Source organism: Variovorax sp. V213 (assembly GCF_041154455.1).
Lineage (GTDB): Bacteria > Pseudomonadota > Gammaproteobacteria > Burkholderiales > Burkholderiaceae_C > Variovorax.
In genome coordinates, this window is the sequence record NZ_AP028664.1 from 1,943,304 (window position 1) to 1,969,795 (window position 26,492).

Sequence of the window (26,492 nt, forward strand, 5' to 3'; positions counted from 1 at the left end):
AGAGGGAAAAGTTCCGTGCTTCGTTGACGCTGTCATCTGTGCTCAGCTAAAAATGTGCGCACTTCCAAGGAGGGAGACGCACGTGAAGCTATTCAGAACAGCTACAAGAGAACTTGCCGTTGCGACCGCTATTTCAATCGTCATCGACGTGCACGAGTACGCAGCGATGACGCGCTTGCACTAAGCCAACCGTCCAGGCACTCAGGCTCAGCCGCATTCCATCGCCCTCGCGCATCGACGGGAATGGAACCCATCACTCCCCGCATCCTGGGGCCACCTGCATTGCTCGCGAGGTGGTCCGGTGCTGCACGTTCGTGCCGCGCCGGCTGAAAAAACAAAGCATGGCTAGCTCCCGCTTTTCCTGACGAACGTCTCGTTCGCCGGGAGGGTGCGGTGCTACCTGCTCGATGTGTCGGTCATTCCATCACTGCGCGCGTTCGTGCATTGCCGGCTATCCGCCGGTGCATGCACAGCGGCGCTTGTCTTTACCAAGAGGCGTTCATCATCATGAAGAAATTTGTCAAGCCAGCCGTCAATCATCTGGCCATCACTGCCGTGACACTTGCCACCCTCGTGGCTTGCGGCGGTGGAGGAGGCGGCGGCGACTCTTCCCTGGGAGGCAGCGCGCTGAGTGCGCCCTCGCTCGCGGCGGACAGTTCCGCATCGCCCAAGGCGCCCGACGACGGACCGGCGCTTGCACCGGACGCGGCCGTGGCCCAGATCGACCGGTCCGCGAAGCCGATGGAACTGCCCGACACCGTCTGGCCCGTCAACTACAAGTTGTGGTTCCGGCCCGATGCGCAGCTCAAGACCTTCGTGGGGCGAGGCGACGTGGAGATCGAAGTGCTCAAGCCGGTCGATGCGATCGTCGTGGCCGCGCACAACCTGAAGTTTGCCAACGGCCGAACCACCTTGCGCAAACTGTCGAATCCCTCCGAGGCGATTGCGCTTATTCCCACGCCGCAGACGCTGGGCGACTTCGTTCAGCTGCGGCTCAACGACGGGCAGATTGCCAAGGGCAAGTACCTGCTGCACATGGAGTGGGACGGCAAGATCCAGTTCTCGGATGCGGAGTACTGCCCGCCCGAGGAAATGGCGCGCAACCCGTTCTGCTCGGCCGCGACCGGCGTCTTCAAGGTGGGCCTTTCCACGCCCGAAGGCGTCAGTAGCGATGCCATCGTGACGCAGGGCGAAACCAACTATGCGCGGCAATGGTTCCCGGGCTGGGACGAGCCGGCCTTCCGCCACACCTTCGAGATCTCGGCCGAGGTGCCGGGCGACTGGCAGACCGTGTCGAACGCCGCGCAGAAGTCGGCCGTCAAGCTGCCCGACGGCTACCAGCAGGTGTCGTTCGAGAAGACGCCTTCGATGCCGATGTACCTCGCCTTCTTTGGCGGTGGCAAGTTCGACATTCTCTCGGACACCTTCAAGAGTCCGCTCGACGGCAGCGAGATGCCGCTGCGCTGGTTCACGCCGCCGGGCCGCTCCAGCTGGGCCACCTTCGCGATGGAATGGACCAAGGTGGCCATGGACTACTACTACAACTACACCGGCATTCCGCTGCCGTTCAAGAAGTTCGACACCGTGGCGGCCAACGACAGCTACGACAACAAGCCCAACACCGGCTTTGGCGGCATGGAGAACTGGGGCTCCATCTTCGAGTTTGCCGACCGCGTGCTGACCAAGCCGGGCGACACGCCCACGCTGTACTCGGTGACGGTGGTCACGCACGAAATTGCGCACCAGTGGTTCGGCGACCTGGTCACGCTCGACTGGTGGGACAACGTGTGGCTCAACGAATCGTTCGCGCGCTGGTTCGACCGCCGCACCACGATCAAATTCCACCCCGACTACTACAGCTTCTCCGACTACGTGCTGGACAAGCACACCGTGGTGGTGGCGGACCTGCGCAATACCGCGGTGCCCGTGCAGCGCAACTTGAATGATGCGGGCTCCTTCGGCTTCATCAGCCCTTCGATCTTCGTCTACAACAAGGGCAGCCACGTGCTGGAGATGATCCAGAACTACATCGGCGAGGAGGCAATGCAGAAGGGTCTGCAGATCTACCTGAAAGACTATGCCTTCGGCAACGTCACGCCGTCGCGGCTGTGGAGCTCGCTCGAGAAGGCGAGCGGCGGCAAGAAGGTGACCGACATCGGCGACAGCTTCATCCGGCAGACCGGCGTGCCGCTGCTGACGGTGGACGCGCAATGCGCGGGCGACCGCACCTACGTGTCGATCAGCCAGGAGCCGTTTCCCAACCAGAACGTCTATCCGGCGTCTTCGTGGACCATTCCCGTGACGCTGGCCTACGGCGATGCGATGGAACAGCGCAAGACCTTCGTGATGGCGAGCAGCACCACGCAGCTGGATCTTCCGGGCTGCACCGCGGTGCTTGCCGGGCCGACCGGGCAGGACTACTACGTGAGCAACTACAGCACCCAGTCGTGGAGCGACCTGCTGGCCAAGGCGCAGAACTTTGCGGACAACAAGCCGCTGCTGCTCAATATCGAAAGGGACGCGTTTCGCCTGCTGTCGGTCGGCCGCATCACGCAGGCGCAGTACGACCAGATCAAGAACATCGTCAACCTGCCGTCCACGCTCCTTGCCAAGACCGAGGCCAGCCAGCAGAAGACGATGGTGCAGGACGCGGGCGGCAAGGAGGACTATCCGCACGCGCTGCGCTACCAGGGCAGCCTGAAGCTGCGCGACAACGAGAAGCGCTGATGAGCATCACCATGAAAAAAGCACTGAACTGTCTGGTGGCCGGCGCATCGGCGCTGCTGTTGCTGACCGCTTGCGGCGCGCGCGGCGGGCCCGAGGCTGAACTGGTCGGCGTCTACGCCGTGAAGAAGAACGGCGTTCTGAAGGAACTGGTCAAGATCGAGCGGCAGGGCGGCCGCTACATCATGCGTGACAAGGTGCGCACCGCCGAGTGGAGCGAACCCAAGATGCAGATGGAGCCCGTCACGCGCGAAGCCTGGCGCCGTATCACCACCGACACCGGGAACACCGCCTTCGTCGGCGTGGCGAGCGGGCAGCTCGGCGTGTTCAAGGTGCCGCCGGGCTGGAAGAAGAACGACTTCAGCACCGGAACCGGGTACTTCCTGTTCTATTCGCAAGGACCCGTCGAGGTCCACAAGCTGTGAGCTGCGCGATGAGAGGCGTCGGCTAGGCTGCGGGCGCGACGATCGCGCCTTCGATGCCGTGGCGTTCGAGCGCGCTGGCCACGAAGCCGCTGGCCTTCATCTCCTCGACGAAGGCCGCGAGCAGGGCCTGTGCCTCGGCGCCGCGGCTGGCCGGCGTGCCCATGGCCTGCTGGATCACCATGAAGCGGCCGGGCAGCACACGCACGCCCGGTTCGCGCAGTGCCTCGCCCTCGAGCAGCTGGCGAATGCCGGCTGCCACCTCGACCTGCCCTGAACGCAGCGCCGCCAACGCGGCTGCCGCGCCCTGGAGCCGGACGATTTCGGCCTGCCTGATTTCGCGCGTGAGAAAGAGGTCGTAGGCGCTGCCCGCGCCAACCGAAATCCGTTGGCCCGCGCGGTCGATCTGGGCGTTGTCGGTGAGTTCGGATGCGTCGCGAACGAGGTAGCTGCCTTCGATCAGCACGTAGGGCGCGGTGAAGCGCAGCCCTTCGCTGCGCGCCGGGTCGATGGCGAAGAAGCCGATGTCGGCCTTCTCGTTCCTGACCGCGTCGACCGATGCCGCCGCCTTCTCGAACACCACGAGCTCGATGCCCACGCCGAGCCGGCGCGCGAGCTCGCGCGCGAGGTCGATCGACACGCCGACCGGTTCGCCCGTGGCCGCGTCCTTGTTCGCGAGGATCGGGTTGCCGAGATTGATCGACGCGCGCAGCGTGCCGCTGGGCGCGAAGGTGGAAACAAGAGCAGGGGCAATGGGCTGTGGCTGGGTCATGGCGTCCATCGTTTCAGGAGGAGGATGAGCGCCAGTTTACTGACCGGCCGTATCAGCGCATCAACGTGCCGTCAGCGGCTCGAGGCCGGTCTTCGCAATGGTCGGCGCGGCCTCGGGCGAATTGAGATAGCGGATCAGCTGGCGCGCTGCCTCGGGCTGCTTCGAGGCCGTGGCAATGCCGGCCGAGAACACCGTCACGCGCTGTACCTCGGCTGGCAGCGGGCCGATGTAGTCGATGCCTTCGATCGGCAGCAGTTCGCTGACCTGTTGCAGTCCCAGCGCCGCGTCGCCGCGCGCCACCACCGTACCCACGCGCTCGCTCAGGATGCGCTTGCTCTTGGGCTTGACCTGGTCTTCGATGCCGAGCTTCTTGAGCAGCTCGGTTTCGTAATAAGTGCCGCTGGCACTGGCCGAGTAGGCGATGGAAGGCGCGGCCAGCAGCGTGCGCTTGAGCGCATCGACCGTACTGATGTCGGGCTTGGGCGCACCCTTGCGCACCGCGAAGCCGATCGACGACCTGACCAGGTCGACCTGACTTCCCGGCACTACCTTGCCCTGCGCCACCAGCGCGTCGAGCGCCGGCCGCGCAAGGATCACCACGTCGGCCGGTTCGTTGCGCGACAACCGGCTCGGAATCGAATCCTCGGCATTGCCCATCGAAGCGCCATACGCGGTCTTGACCGTGCGGCCGCTGCTGCGCTCGAAGCCTGGTCGCAGGTCGTTGTAGGCCGCGGTGAAACCGCCCGAGGTCATCACGTGGAGGTCACCGCCAGCGCGCGGCGGGCTGCCGAGGCTGCCGCATCCGGCAAGCACCGCCGCGGCGGCCAGCAGAACGGTGCGACGGGTCAGGCGATTCAACGAGAAAGGCTGGGATTTCATGGCGTCTCCTGAGTGGTTTGCCTCCATCGTAGGCAGCGAGGCTGTCAATCAGCCTTCAGCATTTTTGGGGTAAGTACCAGGGCGGGCAGCTTGGCTGTCAGAATGGAGAAGGCGGCTGTTCGCTGATCGCTCCTTGTCGGGATCCATGACCTATCTTCGCAGCGTTCTCTTCGAAAGCGAATCCATCGGCTGCCAGTTGGCCACGCTGGATGCTGCCGAGCCAACGTGGAGCGCGCCTTACCGCGTGCAAGGGCCTCGCTTGCTGCTGCCGCTGACGCAGCGCTTCGAATGCCGTCTTGGCGCCAACGCTTTCGTATGCGATCCGGCGGCCGCACTGTGGTTGTCGCCCGATGATCCGTACCAACTGAAGCGTCCGGTGGGTGGGCAGCGGAGCGTGGTTCTCGCGCTCGCGGAAGAGGTCGAGCCAGCGGGCCGGTCTTGTTTGCCGTCGAGCGGCCAGGCGATCTTGCGTCGATGCTTGCAAGCGAACGCGGCACTGGCGATCGACCCGCTGGAGATGCAGGAGCGCCTTCTCGGATTGGTCCAGAGCGTGCGGCCGGCCGATCGGCTCGGCCCGTCGAAGATCCATCGTGCGGTTGAACGCGCGCGCGACTACATTGCCGCCGCGCCGGAGCGCGGCGACACACTGGACGACATTGCCCGCGCGGTGCACTGTTCGGCATTTCACCTGGCGCGCCGGTTTCGCATGCACACGGGAATGAGCCTGCACGGGTTTCGCAATCAGCTGCGAATGACGCTCGCGCTCGATCGCCTGCGCGAAGGCGAGCAGAGCATCAGCGCGCTCGCCCTTGACCTGGGCTTTGCAAGCCACGCGCACTTCACGGTGGCATTCAGGCGCGCCTTCGGAATGGCTCCGAGCCAGATGCGCACGAATCTGGAAGCGCCCCATCTGCATTGATTGAACACTGCGTGCTTCATCTCAACGGAGCATGCAGTTGGTCGATTTTCGCGTTTCGGTCGGCTTGGCCGCCGGTGTTGCCTCGGCGCTCGTCGGGGGCGCCTGGCAGGTGGCCACGCGCCACTCGACGATCACCACGATCGCTCCGGCCGACCTGGCCGTCCTGCGCTATGCCATACCGGCCATGGTTCTTGCGCCTGTGTGGCTGCGTGTGGGGCTGCTGCCTCGCGGGGTGCCGTTGCGCTGGCTGTTGGGAATGGTCCTTGGCGCCGGACTGCCGTTCGGGCTCGTCGCCATGACCGGAACAAAGTTTGCCCCATCGGCGCACATGGGCGTTTTCATGGCGGGCGCATCCCCGCTCTTTGCCACGGGGCTCGCGTGGATGCTCTGGAAAGACCGTCCGGACCGTTCGCGCGCGTGGGGGCTGGCATTCCTCGTGGCAGGCATGGCAGTCTTGGGCGCAGGAAGTTTTCGCGGCATCGATACCAACGCCTGGCGGGGCGACCTGCTTTTTCTTCTCGCGGCCGTGCTGTGGGCCGGGTTCACGCTGTCGTTCAGGCGGTCCGGCCTCAGCGGATGGCAAGGCGCGGCGGTCGTCAATGCATGGTCGGCGATCCTGCTTGTTCCATGGTTGCTCTGGCGAGGGGAAACGGGCCTGGTCGACGCTCCCGTGCGCGACGTGCTGTGGCAGGCACTGATGCAAGGCGTGATTGCCGGATTGCTGGGGCTATGGATCTTCAGCGCTGCCGTCTCGCGCCTTGGCGCGCCTCGGGCGTCGGCTTTCGGCGGACTGGTGCCCGTCTTTTCCGCGGGGGGCGGGTGGTGGTGGCTGGCCGAACCCATCACGGGTGTCGACCTCCTGGCCATCACCAGCGCCGTGGTCGGCGTGGCGTTGGCAAGCGGTACCTGGACGCGCGGTGGCCGGGCGAAATCAAGCGCGGGGTAAGTCGTACTCGCGCAGCATCACGGGCTCGATGGAGCCTTGCGCAACCCGGCGGCGCACGGCCGCTTCCATCTGGTCGGCGTGCTGCGTGTAGGTTTCGAGCGGATCGTCGCCCTGGGCACCGGAGTGGTAGCGGTAGTGCAGGATCTCCCGGCCAATACTCGCGCCCATCGCTTGGCCATCGATCAGCACCCAGAAGCGGACCGTGCCGGAGGCCTCGTGGAAGAAGGGCGGGGCGACGGGGTTCGTCCCGGAAAGCGGCTGTTCGGTCATGGGATGTATTCCGGTACGAGGGGCTTCAGGATACGCTTCGTCGAGTACCCCTTCTTCCGTCGCTCCGGCAGGCAGGCGCTGTTCGCCGAACCGCCGGTTGTCCTACACGGGCGCATACTCGCTCCAGCATGCGCCTGAGCCAATTCATCAAAGACAACATCGAACCCATTCTTGTCGAGTGGGAATCCTTTGCGCGAACGATGATCCCACCGGCGGAGACCATGTCCGTCGTCGAGCTCCGGGACCATGCGCATGAAATCCTGCTGGCCATTGCAAGCGAAATGGAGTCCACGCAATCCGAAAAGGAGCGCGAAGCCAAGTCCAAGGGGCTTGCCGTACCGTTCGCAACAGAGACCTTTGCCGCCGAACATGGAGGCTTGCGCCAGCGTGTGGGCTTCGATCTGTCTCAGCTGGGCGCGGAATATCGCGCGCTGCGGGCCACGGTTCTTCGCTTGTGGATGGGGAAGGTGGGCGCGGTCGACGCCGCGGTGCTCGAAGAAGTGGTGCGCTTCAACGAGGGCATCGACCAGGGCCTTGCAGAGGCCATGGCCACGTATTCCGACCATGTCGCCAATTCCAGGGACACCTTCCTGGCCGTGCTGGGGCACGACCTGCGAAACCCCCTGAGCGCGCTCAGTTCCTGCATCCATCTCCTCAGCCTGGCAGGTGATGCCAAGCCCAAGGAACGGACGCTCCAGGTCGCGAGGCGAAGCATTGCGTCGATCAACGACATGGTGACCGACCTGCTCGAGTACACGCGCACCCGGCTCGGCCGCGGCATCGAGGTGGTTCCGCAGGAAGGCAACCTGGGCGCCCTGTGCCAGGAGGCCTTCGACGAGGTGTGCGCGGCGTATCCCCAGCGGGCACTGGTCGCGGATCTGCCAGGCGACGTGGTCCTGATGTTCGACCCGGCCCGCATGCGCCAGGTCCTGACGAACCTCCTGAGCAATGCCGTGCAGCACGGCGACCCGACCTATCCCGTGGTGCTGCTGATCAGGGACGAAGAGGCGCATGCGACCCTGGTTGTCAAGAACCGGGGAAGGCCGATTCCTCCCGACGCGATGCAAGTGATCTTCAACCCGCTGGTGCAGGTTGCGACCCGCGAATCGGCGCCGCACGAGCGGCCTGCCACGAGCCTGGGACTCGGCCTCTACATTGCGCGGGAAATCGTGACGGGCCACGGCGGCACCATCACGGTGACGTCGTCCGCGGCAGACGGCACGGCATTTACCGTTCATTTGCCTCGCGGCAAGAAATAGCAAGGCTCGCCCTGCACGGGCGGCCGATGGCCGTAGTCCCTGCGGGCCCCTATCGAACAAGGCTGCACCGCTATTCATTGCATAGCGGCACGGCATCCGACCGACTGGACCGGCCTTCCATGATGACTTTTGACTACAAGGACGGTTGCCGGCCTCATCTAGTTTGCTCCTGTCGAAACATCAACAAGGACAATTCGATGAAGCTGAAACGACGTATTGCACCGACTCTGGTGGCGGTTCTCATGGGCGCCTGCGTTGCACCCCTTGCCTTGGCCGCGGGCGGCGGCGGTGGAGGTGGCGGCGGTGGAGGCTCGGGTGGCGGTAGCGGCAGCGGAGGCGGAGGCGGCAGTGCCGGTGTAGGCGCCGCCGCGGGCGCGGGGGGTAGTGGCGCGGGCGCGACCAGCGGGTCCAACGCCTCGGCCAATGCCGCAACGCCAGCGACACCCGCAACGCCAGCAACGCCAGCCACGGCCACATCGCCTGCAACGCCGGCCACGCCGTCGCCGCAATCTTCATCGTCCACGATGTCTGCAACGCCAGCGACGCCCGCAGTGCCGGCGTCCAAGTCGGACACCAACACAGCGACGCCCGCGGTGCCAGCAACGCCGGCGCCAAAGAGGTAAGAAGACAGAAAAGAGGGCCGGACAGACGTGGTGTTGCCGGCCCTCTTTTCTGCTGTCAGGCCAGCTGGCCGCTCGCCAGTGCCGCTGCGGCAGCGCGTGTTTCCACGCCGAGCTTTTCGAAGATGTGTTCGAGGTGCTTGTTCACCGTGCGCGGGCTGGTGCCGAGAATTTCGCCGATGTCGCGGTTGGTCTTGCCCTTGGCAAGCCACGAAAGCACCTCGGTCTCGCGCGGCGTGAGTGCTGCTTCGGCAAGCCGTGCCGAAGAAGAAGTGCCCGGCGTGCCTTCACGCTGGGTGGCGAAAAGAAGCATGGTTTCCCCAAGCGCGGCAGCACCCAGGTTGCGCACCGACAGCCGTGTGCCCGTCGCCGTGACCAGTGCAACGGCCGCACCGGGCGCCAGCACGGCCTCGAGCGATGCGGGCAGCAACCCCGTGGCCGGTGCTGCGTCGAGGGCACGGAGCCAGAGCGCGGCCTGGGGTGAGCGCCAGGCAATGCGGCCGTGCGCATCCACAAAGACCACGCCCATGCCGGCGACGTCGACGGCATCGCGCGCCATCCGCGTGATGCGCGCATTGCGCGTGTGCGTGTGCAACCGAGCGAGCACTTCCTGCGCGCGAATCGGCTTCACCACGTAGTCGACGCCGCCGCACTCGAAGCCTTCGACCACGTGCGCGGTTTCCGAAAGCCCGGTCATGAACAGCACCGGAATGTGCGCGAGCGCCGCATTGGCCTTGATGCGCCGGCAGGTCTCGAACCCCGAGAGGCCTGGCATCATGCCGTCGAGCAGGATGGCGTCGGGCACCACCAGTTCGAGGCGCTGCAGTGCGGCTTCGCCGTCGGCGGCCACCAGCACGGTGTAGCCGCTGGCCTCCAGCGTGTCGCACAGCATGCCCAGGCTGCTGGGGGCGTCGTCCACCACCAGCACCACGTGGCGTTCGGCTTCAGGGGGAGAGAGTGTCTGCATCTTCTGCGAGTGCCTTGCGGAGATTGTCGAGATCGAAGCGGTTGACCATGCCGCGCAGCCAGGTGCAGGTCACGGCCGCGGGCGGAGAAGCGGCGGCGAGCCGGTCGAGCACCTGGTGCAGGCCGCGCACGTGGCCCATCTGCACCAGCCGCATCAGCTCGGCGCGGTCGTCCTCGGAAAGTGCGAGCTGCTGAGGCCGCGGCGCGATGTCAACCGGGGGCGGCATGGGATCGTTCAGAGCCAGCCATTCGAGCCCGAGGTGCCGCTCCAGGGTGGCAATCAGCTGCGACTCGATGACTGGCTTGCCCACGAAGGCCTGGCAGCCCGCGGCGCGCAGCAGCTCGCTCTGGTTCTCGAACATGTTGGCCGAGACGATGATGATCGGGATGCGGTCGAAGCCCGAGGCGCGCACCAGTGCCGCGGTCTGCCAGCCGTCCATGTCGTCCATGGTGAGGTCCAGCAGAATCGCGGAGGGCAGGTTCTCGCGCAGGCTGTCGAGGCACTCGGTGCCGCTTGCGGCCTCGCGCACCTCGAAGCCCAGGGGCGCGAGCATGCCCGCCAGCATCTGGCGCTGCACCGGCTGGTCGTCGACCACCAGCAGCGTGCGGCGCGCGCCGATGTAGCCCGACACCGGCCGCCGCAGTGCGCCGGACTGCGCCTCTGGCCCCGGGTCGGCCACTTCGCGCAGGTACACCCGCACGCTGAAGGTGCTGCCCGCGGGCGAGGTGGCGGCCAGGCGCAGCTCGCCGCCCATCAGCGACGTGAGAAGGCCGGTGATGGTGAGGCCGAGGCCGGTGCCGGGCTCGCCGCGCCGGCGCCCGGCGGCGCCGCGCTCGAACGGAAGAAAGATGCGCTGGTGGTCCTGCGGCGCCACGCCGATGCCGGTGTCGACCACGTCGAAGCGCAGCACTTCGCGCCGCGCGTCGACATGCAGCGTGACCGTGCCGCTGTCGGTGAAGCGCACGGCATTGGCCAGGAGGTTGATGAGAATCTGGCGCAGCCGCTTGGCATCGGCATGCACCCAGGGCGGGAGCCGCCCGCTGTGCGTGTACACGAACGCCAGGCCCTTGCTCTCCGCCTGCGGCCGCACCATGTGCACGAGCTCGTCGAGAAAGGCGGGCAGCGCGAGCGGGGCGGGTTCCAGCTGCAGGCGGCCGGCCTCGATACGCGCCAGGTCGAGCAGCCCGTCGATCAGGCCGAGCATGTGCTCGCCGCTGCGCTGGATGGTCTGCACCGCGTCGCGCGGCGGCGCTACCGCCTCGCCCTTGAGCAGGATCTGCGAATAGCCCAGGATGCTGTTGAGCGGCGTGCGCAGCTCATGCGTCATGCCGGCCACGTAGCGGGTCTTGGCCTGGTTGGCGGCCTCGGCCGCTTCCTTGGCCGTCTGCAGCGCCGCGTCGGTGCGCTTGTGCGCCTCTACCTCGACGGTGAGCAGGTGGTTGTGGCGGTTGGATTCCTCCTGCGCCATCTGCCGGCTCTCGCTGCCCAGCACGATCCACCACGCGGCCACCGCCGCCACCAGCGAGAGCAGCGCAAACACCTTGAGAAAAGCGCTGCGAAGGGCCGGGTCCACGAGGTCCGAGCCCACGATGGTCTCTTGCGCATACACGACGCCCATCACCGTGGCCACGAGCGCCACGAGCGAAGTGGCCACCATCAGGTAGTGCGCCACGCGAAAGTTGAGCCGCCCCGACAGCGCGGGCGGCAGCAGCGCCTTGAGCCAGCCGCTCATCTGCTCGGCCGCGCGCGAGTCGGTCTTGCAGCGGTCGTGGCAGCGCGATTCCAGTGTGCAGCACAGCGAGCAGATCGGCGCGCTGTACGCCGGGCAGTGCGCCATGTCCTCCGACTCGAAGCTGTTGTCGCACACCGAGCACTTGACCATCTGCCCGGGCGTCCAGCGTTGGATGTCGGTGCGGGCCAGGTAGTAGCGCCCACGCGTGCGCCACGCCAGGAGCGGCGAGACGGCCAGCGCCGTGATGAGTGCGATGAACGGCGAGAACGCCCGCGCCCATTGGCCCAGCGCGCCGGAGTAGGCCAGCATGGCCAGCGCGGCCGCCACCAGCATCGCCCCCAGGCCGACCGGGTTGATGTCGTACAGGTGCGCGCGCTTGAACTCGATGGTGCGCGGGCTCCAGCCCAGCGGCTTGTTGATGACCAGGTCGGCCACCAGCGCGCCGACCCAGGCGATGGCAATGTTGCTGTAGAAGCCCAGCACGTGCTCCAGCGCCGCGAACACGCCCAGCGCCATCAGCAGGATGGCAATGACCACGTTGAACACCAGCCACACCACGCGCCCCGGGTGGCTGTGCGTCAGGCGCGCGAAGAAGTTGGACCACGCCAGCGAGCCCGCATAGGCGTTGGTGAGGTTGATCTTCATCTGCGAGACCACCACGAACAGCGTGGTGATCGCCAGCACCCAGGCCGGGTCGCGCAGCACATACGAAAAGCCCGTGAGGTACATCAGCGTGGGTTCGATGGCGTGCTTGCCCGGGATCTCGTGCTGGAGCGCAAGAAAAGCCAGGAAGGCGCCGCCCATCATCTTGAGCATGCCCGGCACGATCCAGCCCGGCCCCGCCACCAGCACCGCGGCCCACCAGCGGCCCCGGTTGGCGGCCGTCTTCTCGGGCAGGAAGCGCAGGTAGTCGACTTGCTCGCCGATCTGCACCACCAGCGAGAAGGCCACCGTGGCGGCGGCGCCGAACATCAGCGGATCGAAGCCGCTGCTGTCGGAGGTGCGGCCCACCAGGCCCGTGAAGTCTGCGTACAGCTCGGGCTTCTTCAGCAGCACCGCGAGGAAGGGGCAGACGAACAGCACGATCCAGATCGGCTGCGTCCACAACTGCAGGCCCGAGATGAGCGTGATGCCGCGCATCACCAGCGGCACGATCACGATCGACGACAGCAGGTAGAGAAGCGGCAATGGCCAGTCGAGGTACAGCTGCAGCGCCAGCGCGAGGATGGCCGCCTCCAGCGCGAAGAAGATGAAGGTAAAGCTCGCGTAGATCAGCGAGGTGAGCGTGGAGCCCAGGTAGCCGAAGCCCGCCCCGCGCGTGAGCAGGTCCATGTCCACGCCATGCCGGGCCGCGTAGTACGAGATCGGCAGGCCGGTGAGAAAAGTGATGAGCCCCACCACCAGGATGGCCCACAGCGCGTTCGAGAAGCCGTAGTTCAGCGCGATGGCCCCGCCGATAGCCTCCAGCGCCAGGAACGAGGTGGCGCCGAAGGCCGCGTTGGCCACGCGGAACTCCGACCACTTGCGAAAACTGCGCGGCGTGTAGCGCAGCGCGTAGTCCTCCAGCGTTTCGTTCGCGACCCACGCGTTGTAGTCGCGGCGGATGCGAAAGATCTTCTGGCCGGTGACGGATTGCATGGTGGGCTCTTGCGGCGAGGGCGGCGGCAGTGGCATGGCGGCAGACACAGCAAGAAGCGCTCCCTGCTTTTTCGCCACCTGCCGCCACCGGTGCACGGCCTGCGAGTCTGGCTGCAGGCGCGCCTCCGGCCGCTACGTTGAATGACGTATTCGCGGCGGCGCGAGTGATTTCTAAAGTACCAGCCATGGTGCTCGGGGCACCGTCCGATGCACTTCGATGGTGCGCGGCCAACTCTTTCTTCAACCTGCCTGGAGTTCCTGATGTCGCGTGATTCCGATCCCTCCCTCAATGCCCTGGCACTGCGCCGCCGCCGACTGCTGCAGGGCGCCGCCGCGCTGCCCGTGATGGGCCTGAGCGGCCTGAGCTTCGGCCAGTCGCAGTTCCCCACGGCCAAGGTCAACACCACCAAGCTCGCGGTGACCGATACCGAAGTGACGGTGGGCCAGCTGCACTCGTCCTCCGGCACCATGGCCATCTCGGAAACCGGCTCCATCCAGGCCGAGCAGCTCGCCATCGACCAGATCAATGCGATGGGCGGCATCCTCGGCCGCAAGATCAAGGTCATCAAGGAAGACGGCGCCTCCGACTGGCCCACCTTTGCCGAGAAGTCGAAGAAGCTGTTGGTCAACGACCACTGCGCCGCCGTCTTCGGCTGCTGGACCAGCGCCTCGCGCAAGGCCGTGCTGCCGGTGTTCGAGAAGGAGAACGGCCTCCTGTACTACCCGACCTTCTACGAAGGCCTGGAGCAGAGCAAGAACGTGATCTACACGGGGCAGGAAGCCACGCAGCAGATCATCTGGGGCCTGGACTGGGGCGCGAAGGAGAAGAAGGCCAAGACCTTCTTCCTCGTCGGCTCCGACTACATCTGGCCGCGCACCTCGATGAAGATCGCGCGCAAGCACATCGAGAACTTCCAGAAGGGTTCGGTCAAGGGCGAGGAGTACTACCCGCTGGGCCATACCAACTTCAACTCGCTGATCAACAAGATCAAGGTGGCCAAGCCCGACTGCATCTTCGCGGCGGTGGTAGGGGGCTCGAACGTGGCCTTCTACAAGCAGCTCAAGGCCGCGGGCATCACGGGCGACAAGCAATTCCTGCTGACGCTGGCCGTGACCGAAGACGAGATGACCGGCGTGGGCGGCGAGAACTTCGCGGGCTTCTATTCGTCGATGAAGTACTTCCAGTCACTCGACAACCCGAACAACAAGAAGTTCGTCGAAGCCTTCAAGGCCAAGTACGGCAAGGACGCGGTGATCGGCGACGTGACGCAGGCGGGCTACCTGGGGCCGTGGCTGTGGAAAGCCGCCGTGGAAAAGGCCGGCAGCTTCGACGTCGACAAGGTGGTGGCCGGCTCGCCGGGCATCGAGTTGAAGACCGCGCCTGAGGGGTACGTGAAGCTGGATGCGAACCACCACCTGTGGAGCAAGGCGCGCATCGGGCAGGGGCAGCTGGATGGGACGTTCAAGGTGGTGGCGGAATCGAGCGAGCTGATCAAGCCGGATCCGTTTCCCAAGGGCTATCAGTAAGCAGGCCGCCGCCCCTCACCCCAACCCTCTCCCGCGTGCGGGAGAGGGAGCCAAACCAGGACTCTCCATGACACTGTCGGACATGCTGAACATCGGCCTCATGCAGGGCTTCGCGGGGCTGAGCCTCTTCGCGGTGCTGCTGCTCATGGGCCTCGGGCTCGCGATCATCTTCGGCCAGATGGGCGTGATCAACATGGCGCATGGCGAGTTCATGACCATCGGCGCCTATTCGATCTACCTGGCCGCGCGCGTCACCGAAAGCCTGGCGCCGGCTTTCATGCCGTATTACTTTCCGATCGCGATCGGCCTGGCTTTCGTGTTTGCCTTCATCGTCGGCTGGATCGTGGAGTGGGTGCTGATTCGGCACCTCTACAAGCGACCGCTCGACACACTGCTGGCCACCTGGGGCGTGAGCCTGGGGCTGCAACAGCTCTTTCGCACCTTCATCGGCCCCAAGGAAGTGAGCCCCACGCTGCCCGAGTGGCTCATGGGCTCGTGGACGCCGCATGAAGGCCTCGACATCCCGATCAATGGCTTGTTCGTGCTTGCGCTCACCACGCTGGTCACCGGTGGCGTGCTGATCGCGCTGCACAAGAGCCGCTGGGGCCTGCGCGTGCGCGCCACCGTGGCCAACCGCACCATGGCCAACGCCACCGGCATCGACACCATGAAGACCGACCGGCTGACCTTCGCCATCGGCTGCGGCATTGCCGGCATGGCGGGCGCGGCCTTCACCACCATCGGCTCGACCGGGCCGACCTCGGGCTCGCTCTACATCGTCGACGCCTTTCTGGTGGTCACCTTCGGCGGCGCGGCCAGCCTGCTGGGCACGGTGGTCTCGGCCTTCGGCATCGCGCAGACCCAATCGGTCTCGGAGTTCTTCATGACCGGCTCGATGGCCAAGGTGCTGACGCTCTCGCTGATCGTGCTGATCCTGATGATGCGGCCGCAAGGGCTGTTCGCAGTCAAGGTGCGCCGTTGATGAACCCGATTCCTTTCTGGAGAACGTTCCGATGATGAATTTCATCAAGGCCTCGATCCTGCGCTACCAGCTCGGCAGCCTGCTGCTGCTCGTGCTGCTGCTGGCGGTCGTGCTGCCGCTGTCGCTCGACATCTTTCGCCTGAACCTCGTGGGCAAGTACCTCACCTACGCCTTCGTTGCGGTGGGGCTGGTGATGGTTTGGGGCTACGGCGGGGTGCTGAGCCTGGGGCAGGGCGTGTTCTTCGGCATCGGCGGTTATGCGATGGCGATGTTTCTCAAGCTCGAGGCCTCCGACCCGGTCACGACCAAGATCCAGTCGACGCCCGGCATTCCGGACTTCATGGACTGGAACCAGATCACCGAGCTGCCCATGCTGTGGCTGCCGTTCAAGAGCCTGCCGCTGAGCCTCATCCTGGTGGTGGTGGCGCCGATGGCGCTGGCCTGGCTCATCAGCTTTGCGATGTTCAAGCGCCGCGTGGGCGGCGTCTATTTCGCGATCATCACGCAGGCGGTGGCGCTTATTCTCACCGTGCTCATCATCGGCCAGCAGGGCTACACCGGCGGCGTCAACGGCATGACCGACCTGAAGACGATGCTGGGCTGGGACACGCGCACCGACAGCGCCAAGTACGTTCTCTACTACGTCTGCGTCGGCTTGCTGGTCTGCAGCATCGTGCTGTGCCGCTGGATCCAGACCAGCAAGCTCGGCACGCTGCTGCTCGCCATGCGCGACAAGGAGGATCGCGTGCGCTTCTCGGGCTACGACGTGTCGAACTTCAAGGTTTTCATCTTCTGCCTGGCCGCTGCGCTTTCGGGCATTGGCGGCGCGATGTTCGCGCTGCAGGTGGGCTTCATGTCGCCGAGCTTCGTGGGCATCGTGCCGTCGATCGAGATGGTGATCTTCTGCGCCGTGGGCGGCCGCATGAGCCTGGTGGGCGCGGTGTACGGCGCGCTGCTGGTGAATGCGGGCAAGACGCTGTTCTCGGAGAGTTTCCCGGACCTGTGGCTGTTCCTGATGGCGGGGCTCTTCATCGGCGTGACCATGGCCTTCCCGATGGGGCTCGCGGGCCTGTGGGACGAAAAGATCAAGCCCTGGTGGAAGGAGCGCCGCAAGGCACTGCGCGAGGCGGCGGTGCAGCCGCGCGCATCTACGCCGATGCCGCCCGCACCGGCCTCTCTTTCCTCAACGTCGTCGTCTTCGCCCGAACCGAAGTTGCCCGAAGGCGTGGGCAGCCAGCGCGCCTGAACCCGGAGCCTCCCATGAGCAACACCGACTTCGCCCTTGCGGTGGAAGACCTCACCGTGTCCTTCGACGGCTTCAAGGCCATCGACGACCTCACGCTCTACATCGACAGGAACGAGCTGCGCGTGATCATCGGCCCCAACGGCGCTGGCAAGACCACGCTGCTCGACCTGATCTGCGGCAAGACGCGCGCCAGCGGCGGCAGCATCAAGTTCAAGAACACCGAGCTCACGAAGATGGCCGAGCACAAGCGCGTGCGGCTGGGCATCGGCCGCAAGTTCCAGACGCCGTCGATCTACGAGAACCTCAGCGTGTTCCAGAACCTGGAGGTGTCCTTCCCGAAGGGCCGTTCGGTGTTCGGTGCGCTGGCGTTCAAGTGCGACGACGAGGTCAAGGCCAAGGTGCAGGCGGTGGCCGAGGACATCGGCCTGGCCGACAAGTTGCGCACCGAGGCGGGCCTTCTGAGCCATGGCCAGAAGCAGTGGCTCGAGATCGGCATGCTGCTGATGCAGGAGCCCGAACTGCTGATGCTCGACGAGCCCATTGCGGGCATGAGCGCCCGCGAACGAGAACTCACGGCCGAGCTGCTCAAGCGCATCTGCCAGAACCGCGCGGTGATCGTCATCGAGCACGACATGGCTTTCGTGAAGCAGATCGCACACAAGGTCACCGTGATGCACCAGGGAAAGATCCTCGCCGAAGGGCCGATGGAGAAAGTGCAGGCGGATCCGAAGGTCATCGACGTTTATCTGGGGCACTGAACCATGAGCAACATCATGCTGAAGGTCGAAGACCTGCACGTCGCCTATGGCCAGAGCGAGGCCCTGCACGGCATCTCCTTCGAGGGCCATGCCAACGAGACAGTCGCCATCATGGGCCGCAACGGCATGGGAAAGACCACGCTGTTCAAGAGCTTGATGGGCGTGCTTCCCATCAAGAGCGGGCGCATCGAGGTGGCGGGGCAGGACGTGTCGCGCGACGAGAGCTTTCGCCGTGTGGCCAAGGGCATCGCCTACGTGCCGCAGGGCCGGATGATCTTTCCGACGCTGACGGTGGAAGAGAACATCCAGACCGGTCTCGAGAACTTCAGGACGCGGCGCATTCCCGACGAGATCTACGCGCTCTTCCCCGTGCTGTGGGACATGAAACGCCGCAAGGGCGGCAACCTCTCCGGCGGTCAGCAGCAGCAGCTGGCCATTGCGCGCGCCCTCGTCACCGACCCCAAGGTGCTGCTGCTCGACGAGCCCACCGAGGGTATCCAGCCTTCGATCATCAAGGACATCGCCAAGGCGCTCAACGAGATCCGCAAGCTGCGCGGCATCACCATCGTCGTGTCCGAGCAGGTGCTGAGCTTTGCCATGGACGTGGCCGACCGGCTCTTCGTGATCGAGGGCGGCCGCCTGGTGCACGAGACCGCGCGCGACAAGACCGACGTCGATCGCATCAAGGCCTACCTCTCCGTTTGATTTTCGTTAACCACAACCCAACCAGGAGCCACTGCAAATGACGAACACGCTGATCAAGGTCGACCTGACCAAGTCGCCCACCGAAAACGAGATGATCCACAACCGCTGGCATCCGGACATTCCGATGGCCTGCTGGGTCAACCCGGGCGACGACTTCATCCTCGAGACCTTCGACTGGACCGGTGGCTTCATCAAGAACAACGACAGCGCCGACGATGTGCGCGACATCGACCTGAGCACTGTGCACTACCTCTCGGGCCCCGTGGGCGTGAAGGGTGCCGAGCCCGGCGACCTGCTGGTGGTCGACCTGCTCGACATCGGCGCCAAGCAGGACAGTCTCTGGGGCTTCAACGGCTTCTTCTCGAAGAAGAACGGCGGCGGCTTCCTGACCGACCATTTTCCCGAAGCGCAAAAATCCATCTGGGACTTCAAGGGCATGTTCACCAGCTCGCGCCACGTGCCGGGCGTCAACTTTGCGGGCCTGATCCATCCCGGCCTCATCGGCTGCCTGCCCGACAAGCCGATGCTCGACGTGTGGAACGAGCGCGAGCAGAAGCTCATCGACACCGATCCGACCCGCGTGCCCGGCCTCGCCAACCCGCCATCGGCCGGCACCGCCCACATGGGCAAGATGAGCGGCGAAGCGCGCGCCAAGGCAGCGGCCGAAGGCGCGCGCACCGTGCCGCCGCGCGAGCACGGCGGCAACTGCGACATCAAGGATTTGTCGCGCGGCTCGAAGGTGTTCTTTCCGGTGTATGTCGACGGCGCGGGCCTTTCGGTGGGCGACCTGCACTTCAGCCAGGGCGACGGCGAGATCACCTTTTGCGGCGCCATCGAGATGGCCGGCTGGGTGCACATGAAGGTCACGCTGATCAAGGGCGGCATGGCCAAGTACGGCATCAAGAATCCGATCTTCAAGCCGAGCGTGATCACGCCGCAGTACAACGACTACCTGATCTTCGAAGGCATCTCGGTCGACGAGGCCGGCAAGCAGTACTACCTCGATGTGAACGTGGCCTACCGGCAGGCGTGCCTCAACGCCATCGAGTACCTGAAGAAGTTCGGCTATTCAGGCGCGCAGGCCTATTCGATCCTGGGCACCGCGCCCGTGCAGGGCCACATCAGCGGTGTGGTCGACGTGCCCAACTCTTGCGCCACGCTGTGGCTGCCCACGCAGATCTTCGACTTCGACATCAACCCGAATGCATCGGGGCCTGTGAAGATGATCGATGGCAGCATCGACATGCCGCTCTCGCACGACCTGGCCTGAGGCATCCATGCCGACCTACGACTACGCCTGCGGCCAATGCGGCGGATTCGACGCGCTGCGGCCTTCGGGCCAACGCGACGAGCCGGCCGCCTGTCCCGACTGCGGAGCCGCTTCGCCGCGTGTACTTTCGGCCGCGCCGCGGCTCGCGCTGATGGCCTCGGGCACGCGCCGTGCGATGGAGACCAACGAGCGCGCGCGGCACGAGCCGGGGAGTTCACGCGACTACGCGCGCTTCAAGCATCCGGCGGGCTGCGGCTGCTGTTCGGGTTCATCGCGGCGCAACGCGACAGTGACCGCACCCAACGGCGCCAAGTCCGCGCCGTCGAAGCGGCCATGGATGATTTCGCACTAATGCCGGGCTAACTATTCGCGGCGTGCAGCGGGTCGGCACGGCTCGATTGTTTCAATCCCGTGAACGCCGTGATTCGTTTTGCGGCGTTTTTTCATGGGACTTCGGGATCAAACTTCATCTCACCAACCAACCCATTAGGAGATTGAAATGAATGCCTCGAAGATCCTCGCCGCCGCTGCTCTCTCGCTCCTGGCCGCTGCCGGTGCACACGCAGAAACCTATGAAGGCGTGCAGAGCGTGAACTCCGGCGTCTCGCGCGCCGAAGTCGCACCGCAAGCCGTTGCCGCCGCCCGCGCCGGCAACGAATACAGCGACGGCGCCAGCGCCGGCGCGCAAGCCTTCAGCTCGACCGCCGATCGCTCGGTGATCCAGGCCGAAGCCGTTGCCAAGGCGCACGACCCGCTCGCCAGCCTCGACCGCCGCGCTTTCTACCGTGACGAAGTGCCGCAAGCCTACAAGAAGCCCAGCGTGTCGTTCACGCGCCAAGCTGGCCTGTAAGCCGTTTGGTCTTTGATCGACGGGCCCTCGGGCCCGTTTCTCGTTGAGACAGTAGCCCTGTCACCCGATGCCCGATAGGTACCGGTGGACATGGAGCGCGAATGGGCGAAGAGAATTGAGTTCGTCCTCGCGCCCGAGCGTTCAGCCGTGCGCGCGCCGGTAGGTTAGCACCCGGCCTCGATAGGCCAGGCGGTTCGCTGAAGCGTGCTGGTCGAGCCGCTCTTCGCGCATTCCGAATCCCTCGTCGGCCATCTGCCGGTTGAAAGCCGGCCGGTTGCCGCGGTCGGGGTCGACGATCCACACCTCGGCGGCAGGGCTTGCGTGGCGGCCGATGTACGCCGCGAGAAGGCCGCCGGCGTCGCGCTCGTACAGCAGGTCGCTGCCGATGATGAGGTCGTACAGGCCGCGCACATCGCCTTCGGCGCCGGTCTCGCGCATGCCCCAGTGGCCGCGGCGGTACTTCATTGGCGGCAGGGCGTTCAACCGAAGGTTCTCCAGCAGGAATCCCGCAGTGAGCGGATGGCAGTCGCTTGCGGTCATGTCGTTGCCGCGGCGGTGCCCGACCAGGCTTGCCAGCGCAAGGCCGCAGCCAATCTCCAGCACCCGTGCGCCGACGGCGACGGGGTGTGCTGCCATGCGCGCCGCCAGCTGCGCGCCCGACGGCCACAGCAGCCCGAACATCGGCCATGCCGCGGAAGAAATGCCCTGTGCAGCGGCCGCACCCAGCGGGTCGGAGAACTGTTGGCGATCGAGCAGCGACCGGATGACCAGGTCATCGGCACCCGCGATGGCGATGCGTTCCAGCTTGATTCGGTAGCCCGGCATCGGAGGGTGCGGGGCCTCGCACGCGAGGCCCCGAAGCAGCAAAGGTCGCCGAGTATGCGCGCTGGCGGGCCGGTCCGGCGCATGAATCGCCTTGCCTTGGAGTTGGCAGGGCGGCGCGGGGTTACTCCCGCGTGAGAGCGAAACTCTTTCGCAGGCCGCCCGTGGCCGAAGGCGCGACCCACAGGTCGAACTCACCGGGTTCCACGGTCGGCTTCATGTCGCGGCCGATGAACTGAAGGTCTTCGGTGCCCAGCGTGAACTCGACCGTCTTCGATGCGCCGGGCTCGATGCGCACCTTGCGGAAGTTCTTCAGCTCGCGCACCGGCCGCGTCACGCTCGCGGCGCGTTCGGCGACATAGAGCTGCACCACTTCCTCGGCCTCGCGCTGGCCGGTGTTGGTGATGGTCGCACGCACGCGCAGCGTGCCGCCGAGCGGCAGCCGGTCCTGGCTGGTCTCCACGCTGTCGTAGCGCACCAGCGCATAGCCGATGCCGTGGCCGAAGGGGTAGAGCGCCTGGTTCGTGGTGTCCACGTAGCGCGTCTTGAATGCCATGGTCTGGTCGCTGTCGGGCAGCGGCCGGCCGGTGCGCTTCTGGCCGTAGTAGAAGGGCACCTGGCCGGAGGCCTGTGGAAAGCTCACCGGCAGTCGGCCCGAAGGATTGAAGTCGCCGAACACCACGTCGGCAATGGCGGTGCCGGTCTGCGCGCCGAGAAACCAGGTCACGAGGATGGCGTCGGCATTGCGCACCGCGCCCCTGAGGGCCATGGCGCGGCCGTTGCTCAGCAGCACGACCACGGGCTTGCCGGTGGCGGCCACGGCCTCGGCCAGGTCTTGCTGGGCTTGCGGAATGCCGATGTCGGTGCGCGACCGGGCTTCGCCCGACATGCGCTCGCTCTCGCCGATGGCGAGCACCACCACGTCGGCGCCGCGCGCGGCCGCCACGGCCGCATCGATGCCGCCGGGCAGCGGCGTGTCGATGTTCGAGCCGCGGACCACGGCCAGCTTGCCGGCATCGCGCAGTGCGGCGCGCAGGCCCTCGTCGATACCCACCGGGGCCGACTGGCCCGGGAACAGGCTCCACGCGCCGAGCAGGTCTTGCGTGCCCGAGGCGAAGGGCCCGATGAGCGCGATCTTCTTTCCCGCCTTGGGCAGCGGCAGCACCGCGCGCTCGTTCTTCAGCATCACGATGGAGCGGCGTGCATCCTCGCGCGCGAGTGCGATGTGCTCGGGGTTCTCGACGCGGGCTTGTGCCGGTGCGGCGCCGAGCCCTCGCAAAGGCTCGTCGAAGAGCCCGAGCTTCTGCTTGACCCACAGCACGCGGCGCACGGCCTCGTCCAGGCGCGCCATCGGCACTTCGCCGGACGACACCAACTCGGGCAGATAGCGCATGTACAGGCCGCTCTGCATGCTGACGTCGGTGCCGGCCAGGAACGACTGCTTGGCCGCCTGCCGGCCGTCGGCGGCATAGCCGTGGGCGATCAGCTCTTCGTCGGCCGTGTAGTCGGAAACCACGAAGCCCTTGAACTTCCATTCGTCGCGCAGCACGCCCGTCAGCAGCGCCGGATTGGCAATCGACGGGATGCCGGCAATCTCGTTGAAGGCGCTCATGATCGACAGCGCGCCCGCGTCCAGGGCGGCGCGGAACGGCGGCAGGTACACCTGGCGCAGTGTGCGTTCGGAGATGTCGGTGGCGGCATAGTCGAGGCCGCCCTCGGCGGCGCCATAGGCTGCGAAGTGCTTGGGCGTGGCCAGCAGCGCATCGGCGCGCGAGAGGTCGCTGCCCTGGAAGCCCCGCACCCGCGCGGCCGCGAACTGGCTGGCCAGGTACACGTCTTCACCCGCACCTTCGATGCCGCGGCCCCATCGCGCGTCGCGCGCGATGTCCACCATGGGCGCGAAGGTCCACCGGAAGCCATCGGCGCTGGCTTCCACCGCCGCCGCGCGCGCGGTGCGCTCGGCGAGCGCGGGCTCCCAGCTGGCGGCCTCGGCCAGCGGCATCGGGAAGATGGTGCGAAAGCCGTGGATCACGTCGGCACCATAGAGCAGCGGAATGCCCAGGCGCGATTCGCGCACGGCCACCTCCTGCAGCACGCGCTTGCGCTCGAGCCCTTCGTTGTTGAACAGGCCGGTGACGCGGCCGGCTCGCACATCGTCGATCTCCTGCTGCCCGTTGCGCTGGGCGGCCTGCGGATTGCCGGGGATGTTGGTGTCCGCGGGCCCGTAGAGGCTGAGCTGGCCCACCTTCTCCTCGACCGTCATGCGGGAAATGAGCGACTCGATTCGGGCGCTGGCATCCACGGTGCCCTCGGGGGTGGCCGGGGCGGCGTGGGAGGCGGGGGAGAAGAGAAAACAGGCCAGGCCCAGCAGGGCCGCCATGGCGGGGATTCGAACGTGCATGGCCCGCCATTCTCACGCCAAAGCGAGGCAGGGCCGTTCGGGCGGGCTTCGGCGCTGTTACATCCGGTTCAGCAGAGCGGCTCGCCTTGCGTCGGTCGGCGGATTCGGGTTTTCAGTCGGCGCCCAGTTGCAAGCGGCTGGGCAGGCGTTTTTCGATCGCGGACTTGAGCAGCGCCGCCGAGCGGAAGATGCCGTGCGCGAACTTGCCGTAGGGCAGCGTGAGAAAGAGCCCCATCACCACGCCCAGGTGCACCGCGAGCAGCAGCGCCATGAAGGCGGTGTCGCGCCAGGCGAGCAGGGCCAGGCCGGTGGCGCTGGTGAGCAGCAGCAGCGCGATGAAGCCGCGGTCCATCGGCCGCTGCGCCACGTCGCCGTGGGCCGCGTTGCGCCGCAGGTTCATGCACAGCAAGCCGATCGGCCCGATCACCAGGCCGATGCCGCCCGCGGTGCCCAGCAGCACCGGCAGGCTCGTGAGCGCATAGGGTGCATGCAGGCCGAGCAGGTAGTGGTAGAGCGTCGCCACGCAGGTGGAGGCGAAGCACAGCATGAAGCCGTAGAAGGTGAAGTGGTGAAAGCGCCGGCGCCAGAGCGTGAAGCGGTCGTCCTCGTTGTTGCAGCCCTCGCCATGGCCGCCGCCCAGGTAGGTGAGGCGCAGCGCGTCGTGCGCGGCCTCGGCGCTCGCGGCGGCGCGCACGCCTGCCACTTCGGTGGGCGCGTTCTCCTGCGCCGGCGACACCTCGCGCCAGAAGCGCCGCACGCCCATCGCCAATGCGAACAGCACGAAGGCGAACACCGCGCCGAACACCAGCGCGAGAAAGTTGTGCGGAAAGATCGCGTAGAAGTTACCGGCGAGCGGCTCGTGCAGCAGTGCGCCCGTCATCGCCACCGCCAGCACGAGGAACAGCGCGAGCCCGCCGGCCAGGGCCAGCGCCACGGTGAGGCCGGCTTTCCTGTACAGCGCGCCCATCGCAGGCGGCCAGGCGTAGTCGTGGTAGGTCTGCATGCGCACCTGCGCCATCGCTTGTGGCACGTTGACCGCGAACTCATGCGGCGGCGCGTACTGGCAGGCATGCAGGCAGGAGCCGCAGTTGTGGCACAGGTTGGCGAGGTAGTGCGTGTCGGCCTTGCCGAACTCCAGCCGCCGCGTCATCGCGGGGAACACCGCGCAAAAGCCTTCGCAGTAACGGCAGGCGTTGCAGATCTGCAGGATGCGCGCCACTTCGCCTTCGCTGGCGGTCAGCGGCAGCGCGGGGCGGATGGGGATCACGCGCGCCGGGGCGCTGCCGATGCCGTCGGCATCTGCACGGGCGCGTGCGACGAGATCAGTGAGCGGCTGCAAGGGCTGTCTCCAGGGAATTCTTCGATAGGTTCTTGGCGGCGCGCGCCGCCTGCGTGCCGGCGATGCGGCCGAAGGCCGTGCCGATGCTCATGCCGACACCGGCCGTGTAGCCCTTGCCCAGCACGTTGCCGGCCATCATTTCGCCGGCCACGAACAGGTTGGGGCTGGGCCGGCCGTTGAAGCGCACCGCGGCGGTCTCGTCCACCTTCAGGCCCAGGTAGGTGAAGGTGATGCCGGGCCGCACCGGGTAGGCGTAGAAGGGCGCGGTGTCGAGCGGGCGCGCCCAGTGCGTCTTGGCAGGTTCGATGCCCTCGGTGTGGCAGTCGTCGAGCGCGGTGTGGTCGAAGCGGCCGACGCGGCAGGCGGCGTTGTAGTCCTGCACGGTGCGTACGAAGGCGGCTTCGTCGAGGCCGATCTTCTGCGCCAGTTCGCCGAGCGTGTTCGCCTGTGTGCCGGCGAACACCGGCGGCATGAAGCGACCGACTGCCTTCTGGTCGATGATCGACCAGGCAATCTGCCCCGGCTGCTGCGCCACCAGCCGGCCCCAGATCGCATAGCGCTTGGGCCAGAAGTCTTCGCCCTCGTCGTAGAAGCGCCGCGCTTCGCGGTTGACCACCACGCCGAGCGACACGCAATCGATGCGCGTACAGATGCCGCCGTCGTAGAGCGGGGCGCGCGCGTCGATGGCCACCATGTGGCCTTGCGACGGATCGCCGACGCTGTCGGCGCCCGCTTCGATCATGGACTTGAGCAGCACGCCCTGGTTGAAGCGCGTGCCGCGGACGAGGAAGTTGTCGGCCGGCCATTCGCCGCGTTCGTTCTGGCCCCAGGCCTCGCGCAGCCATTCGCGGTTCGATTCGAAGCCCCCGGCAGCCAGCACGCAGCTCCTCGCCTCGACGCGCTCGCCGGCTTCGGTCCGCACGGCCACGAAGCGGTCGCCGTCGAGCTCCACCGACGCCACGGGCGTGTCGTAGCGGATCTGGACCCCCAGCCTTTCGGCGCTGCGGAAATAGGCGTTCACCAGCGCCTTGCCGCCGCCCATGAAGAAAGCGTTGGTGCGCGCGACGTGCAACGCGCCCGAGAGCGGCGGCTGGAAGTGCACGCCGTGGCTGCGCATCCAGTCGCGGCAGTTCGACGAGGCGCGGATCACCAGGCGTGCCAGGTGCTCGTCGGTGAGCCCGCCGGTCACTTTCAGCAGGTCTTGCCAGTATTCCTCTTCGGGGTAGGCATCGACCAGCACGTCCTGCGGCGCGTCGTGCATGCAGCGCAGGTTGCGGGTGTGCTGCGAATTGCCGCCGCGCCACGCCTTCGGTGATGCTTCGAGCAGCAGCACCGAGGCGCCGGCCTCGCGCGCCATCAGCGCAGCGCACAGCGCGGCATTGCCGCCGCCGACAACCAATACGTCTATCACTCGTGGGTCTCCTTGGAATCCAGGAGACTTTAG

At 66.3% G+C, this 26,492-nt stretch carries 22 protein-coding genes; 13 read left to right on the top strand and 9 right to left on the bottom strand.

Annotation, left to right across the window (positions count from 1 at the left end):
- Nucleotides 1–507 precede the first annotated feature (507 nt).
- Complete coding sequence (locus ACAM55_RS09270; RefSeq protein WP_369655737.1) at nt 508–2,727, top strand: M1 family metallopeptidase; 2,220 nt, start codon at nt 508–510, stop codon at nt 2,725–2,727.
- A gap of 11 nt (nt 2,728–2,738) precedes the next feature.
- Nucleotides 2,739–3,149: a hypothetical protein gene (locus tag ACAM55_RS09275; protein WP_369655738.1), complete on the top strand. Its 411-nt coding sequence runs from the start codon at nt 2,739–2,741 to the stop codon at nt 3,147–3,149.
- A gap of 22 nt (nt 3,150–3,171) precedes the next feature.
- Here the strand turns inward: ACAM55_RS09275 and ACAM55_RS09280 are convergent, their stop codons facing one another.
- Together ACAM55_RS09280 and ACAM55_RS09285 are read right to left on the bottom strand one after the other, a co-directional pair.
- A complete protein-coding gene (locus ACAM55_RS09280; RefSeq protein ID WP_369655739.1) occupies nt 3,172–3,918 on the bottom strand; it encodes a transporter substrate-binding domain-containing protein in 747 nt (248 codons plus the stop codon).
- Nucleotides 3,919–3,978: 60 nt separating this feature from the next.
- Nucleotides 3,979–4,797: a substrate-binding domain-containing protein gene (locus ACAM55_RS09285; RefSeq protein WP_369655740.1), complete on the bottom strand. Its 819-nt coding sequence runs from the start codon at nt 4,795–4,797 to the stop codon at nt 3,979–3,981.
- Nucleotides 4,798–4,942: 145 nt separating this feature from the next.
- Here ACAM55_RS09285 and ACAM55_RS09290 point away from each other — a divergent pair, with 145 nt between their 5' ends.
- Together ACAM55_RS09290 and ACAM55_RS09295 are read left to right on the top strand one after the other, a co-directional pair.
- Entirely contained in the window at nt 4,943–5,716 is a 774-nt protein-coding gene (locus tag ACAM55_RS09290; RefSeq protein WP_369655741.1) for a helix-turn-helix transcriptional regulator, read from the top strand.
- Between the two features lie 31 nt (nt 5,717–5,747).
- Nucleotides 5,748–6,662, top strand: a complete 915-nt coding sequence (locus tag ACAM55_RS09295) for a DMT family transporter (RefSeq protein ID WP_369655742.1) — start codon at nt 5,748–5,750, stop codon at nt 6,660–6,662.
- Here the strand turns inward: ACAM55_RS09295 and ACAM55_RS09300 are convergent.
- On the bottom strand, nt 6,648–6,932 hold the full coding sequence (locus tag ACAM55_RS09300) for a DUF1488 family protein (RefSeq protein WP_369655743.1): 285 nt from the start codon (nt 6,930–6,932) through the stop codon (nt 6,648–6,650). The two genes, ACAM55_RS09295 and ACAM55_RS09300, sit on opposite strands and share 15 nt — an antisense overlap.
- Nucleotides 6,933–7,060: 128 nt before the next feature.
- On the opposite strand from ACAM55_RS09300, the gene ACAM55_RS09305 reads away from it, so the two are divergent.
- Nucleotides 7,061–8,191, top strand: coding sequence for an ATP-binding protein (locus ACAM55_RS09305; protein WP_369655744.1), 1,131 nt, complete (start codon nt 7,061–7,063; stop codon nt 8,189–8,191).
- 678 nt (nt 8,192–8,869) lie between these two features.
- Here ACAM55_RS09305 and ACAM55_RS09310 read toward each other — a convergent pair.
- Entirely contained in the window at nt 8,870–9,778 is a 909-nt protein-coding gene (locus ACAM55_RS09310; protein ID WP_369655745.1) for a response regulator, read from the bottom strand.
- Nucleotides 9,756–13,148: an ATP-binding protein gene (locus ACAM55_RS09315; RefSeq protein WP_369655746.1), complete on the bottom strand. Its 3,393-nt coding sequence runs from the start codon at nt 13,146–13,148 to the stop codon at nt 9,756–9,758. Before ACAM55_RS09315 ends, ACAM55_RS09310 begins: the two co-directional genes overlap by 23 nt.
- Nucleotides 13,149–13,409: 261 nt before the next feature.
- Between ACAM55_RS09315 and urtA the strand changes: the two genes are divergently transcribed.
- From urtA to ACAM55_RS09355, 8 genes are all read left to right on the top strand, one after another.
- A complete protein-coding gene (gene urtA / locus ACAM55_RS09320) occupies nt 13,410–14,675 on the top strand; it encodes an urea ABC transporter substrate-binding protein (protein ID WP_369655747.1) in 1,266 nt (421 codons plus the stop codon).
- 67 nt (nt 14,676–14,742) lie between these two features.
- Entirely contained in the window at nt 14,743–15,657 is a 915-nt protein-coding gene (gene urtB / locus ACAM55_RS09325) for an urea ABC transporter permease subunit UrtB (protein WP_369655748.1), read from the top strand.
- 34 nt (nt 15,658–15,691) lie between these two features.
- Entirely contained in the window at nt 15,692–16,903 is a 1,212-nt protein-coding gene (gene urtC / locus ACAM55_RS09330) for an urea ABC transporter permease subunit UrtC (protein WP_369656360.1), read from the top strand.
- A 14-nt stretch (nt 16,904–16,917) separates the two neighbouring features.
- Nucleotides 16,918–17,661: an urea ABC transporter ATP-binding protein UrtD gene (gene urtD / locus ACAM55_RS09335; protein WP_369655749.1), complete on the top strand. Its 744-nt coding sequence runs from the start codon at nt 16,918–16,920 to the stop codon at nt 17,659–17,661.
- Between the two features lie 15 nt (nt 17,662–17,676).
- Nucleotides 17,677–18,366 carry an urea ABC transporter ATP-binding subunit UrtE gene (urtE, locus tag ACAM55_RS09340; protein ID WP_369656361.1) on the top strand — a complete coding sequence of 230 codons (690 nt, stop codon included), beginning with the start codon at nt 17,677–17,679 and terminating at the stop codon, nt 18,364–18,366.
- A gap of 37 nt (nt 18,367–18,403) precedes the next feature.
- A complete protein-coding gene (gene fmdA / locus ACAM55_RS09345; protein WP_369655750.1) occupies nt 18,404–19,636 on the top strand; it encodes a formamidase in 1,233 nt (410 codons plus the stop codon).
- 7 nt (nt 19,637–19,643) lie between these two features.
- A complete protein-coding gene (locus ACAM55_RS09350) occupies nt 19,644–19,988 on the top strand; it encodes a zinc ribbon domain-containing protein (RefSeq protein ID WP_369655751.1) in 345 nt (114 codons plus the stop codon).
- Nucleotides 19,989–20,135: 147 nt separating this feature from the next.
- Nucleotides 20,136–20,486, top strand: coding sequence for an alpha/beta hydrolase (locus ACAM55_RS09355; protein WP_093018010.1), 351 nt, complete (start codon nt 20,136–20,138; stop codon nt 20,484–20,486).
- A gap of 141 nt (nt 20,487–20,627) precedes the next feature.
- Here ACAM55_RS09355 and ACAM55_RS09360 read toward each other — a convergent pair whose 3' ends face one another.
- From ACAM55_RS09360 to tcuA, 4 genes are all read right to left on the bottom strand, one after another.
- Nucleotides 20,628–21,311, bottom strand: a complete 684-nt coding sequence (locus ACAM55_RS09360) for a methyltransferase (RefSeq protein ID WP_369655752.1) — start codon at nt 21,309–21,311, stop codon at nt 20,628–20,630.
- 121 nt (nt 21,312–21,432) lie between these two features.
- The gene (locus ACAM55_RS09365) at nt 21,433–23,709 is read right to left on the bottom strand and encodes a glycoside hydrolase family 3 N-terminal domain-containing protein (protein WP_369655753.1); all 2,277 of its coding nucleotides are present in this window, start codon (nt 23,707–23,709) and stop codon (nt 21,433–21,435) included.
- Between the two features lie 112 nt (nt 23,710–23,821).
- Nucleotides 23,822–24,997: a tricarballylate utilization 4Fe-4S protein TcuB gene (gene tcuB / locus ACAM55_RS09370; RefSeq protein WP_369656362.1), complete on the bottom strand. Its 1,176-nt coding sequence runs from the start codon at nt 24,995–24,997 to the stop codon at nt 23,822–23,824.
- Between the two features lie 34 nt (nt 24,998–25,031).
- Nucleotides 25,032–26,459 (bottom strand): FAD-dependent tricarballylate dehydrogenase TcuA, encoded by a 1,428-nt coding sequence (gene tcuA / locus ACAM55_RS09375; RefSeq protein WP_369655754.1) that lies wholly within the window; start codon nt 26,457–26,459, stop codon nt 25,032–25,034.
- Nucleotides 26,460–26,492: the final 33 nt, after the last annotated feature.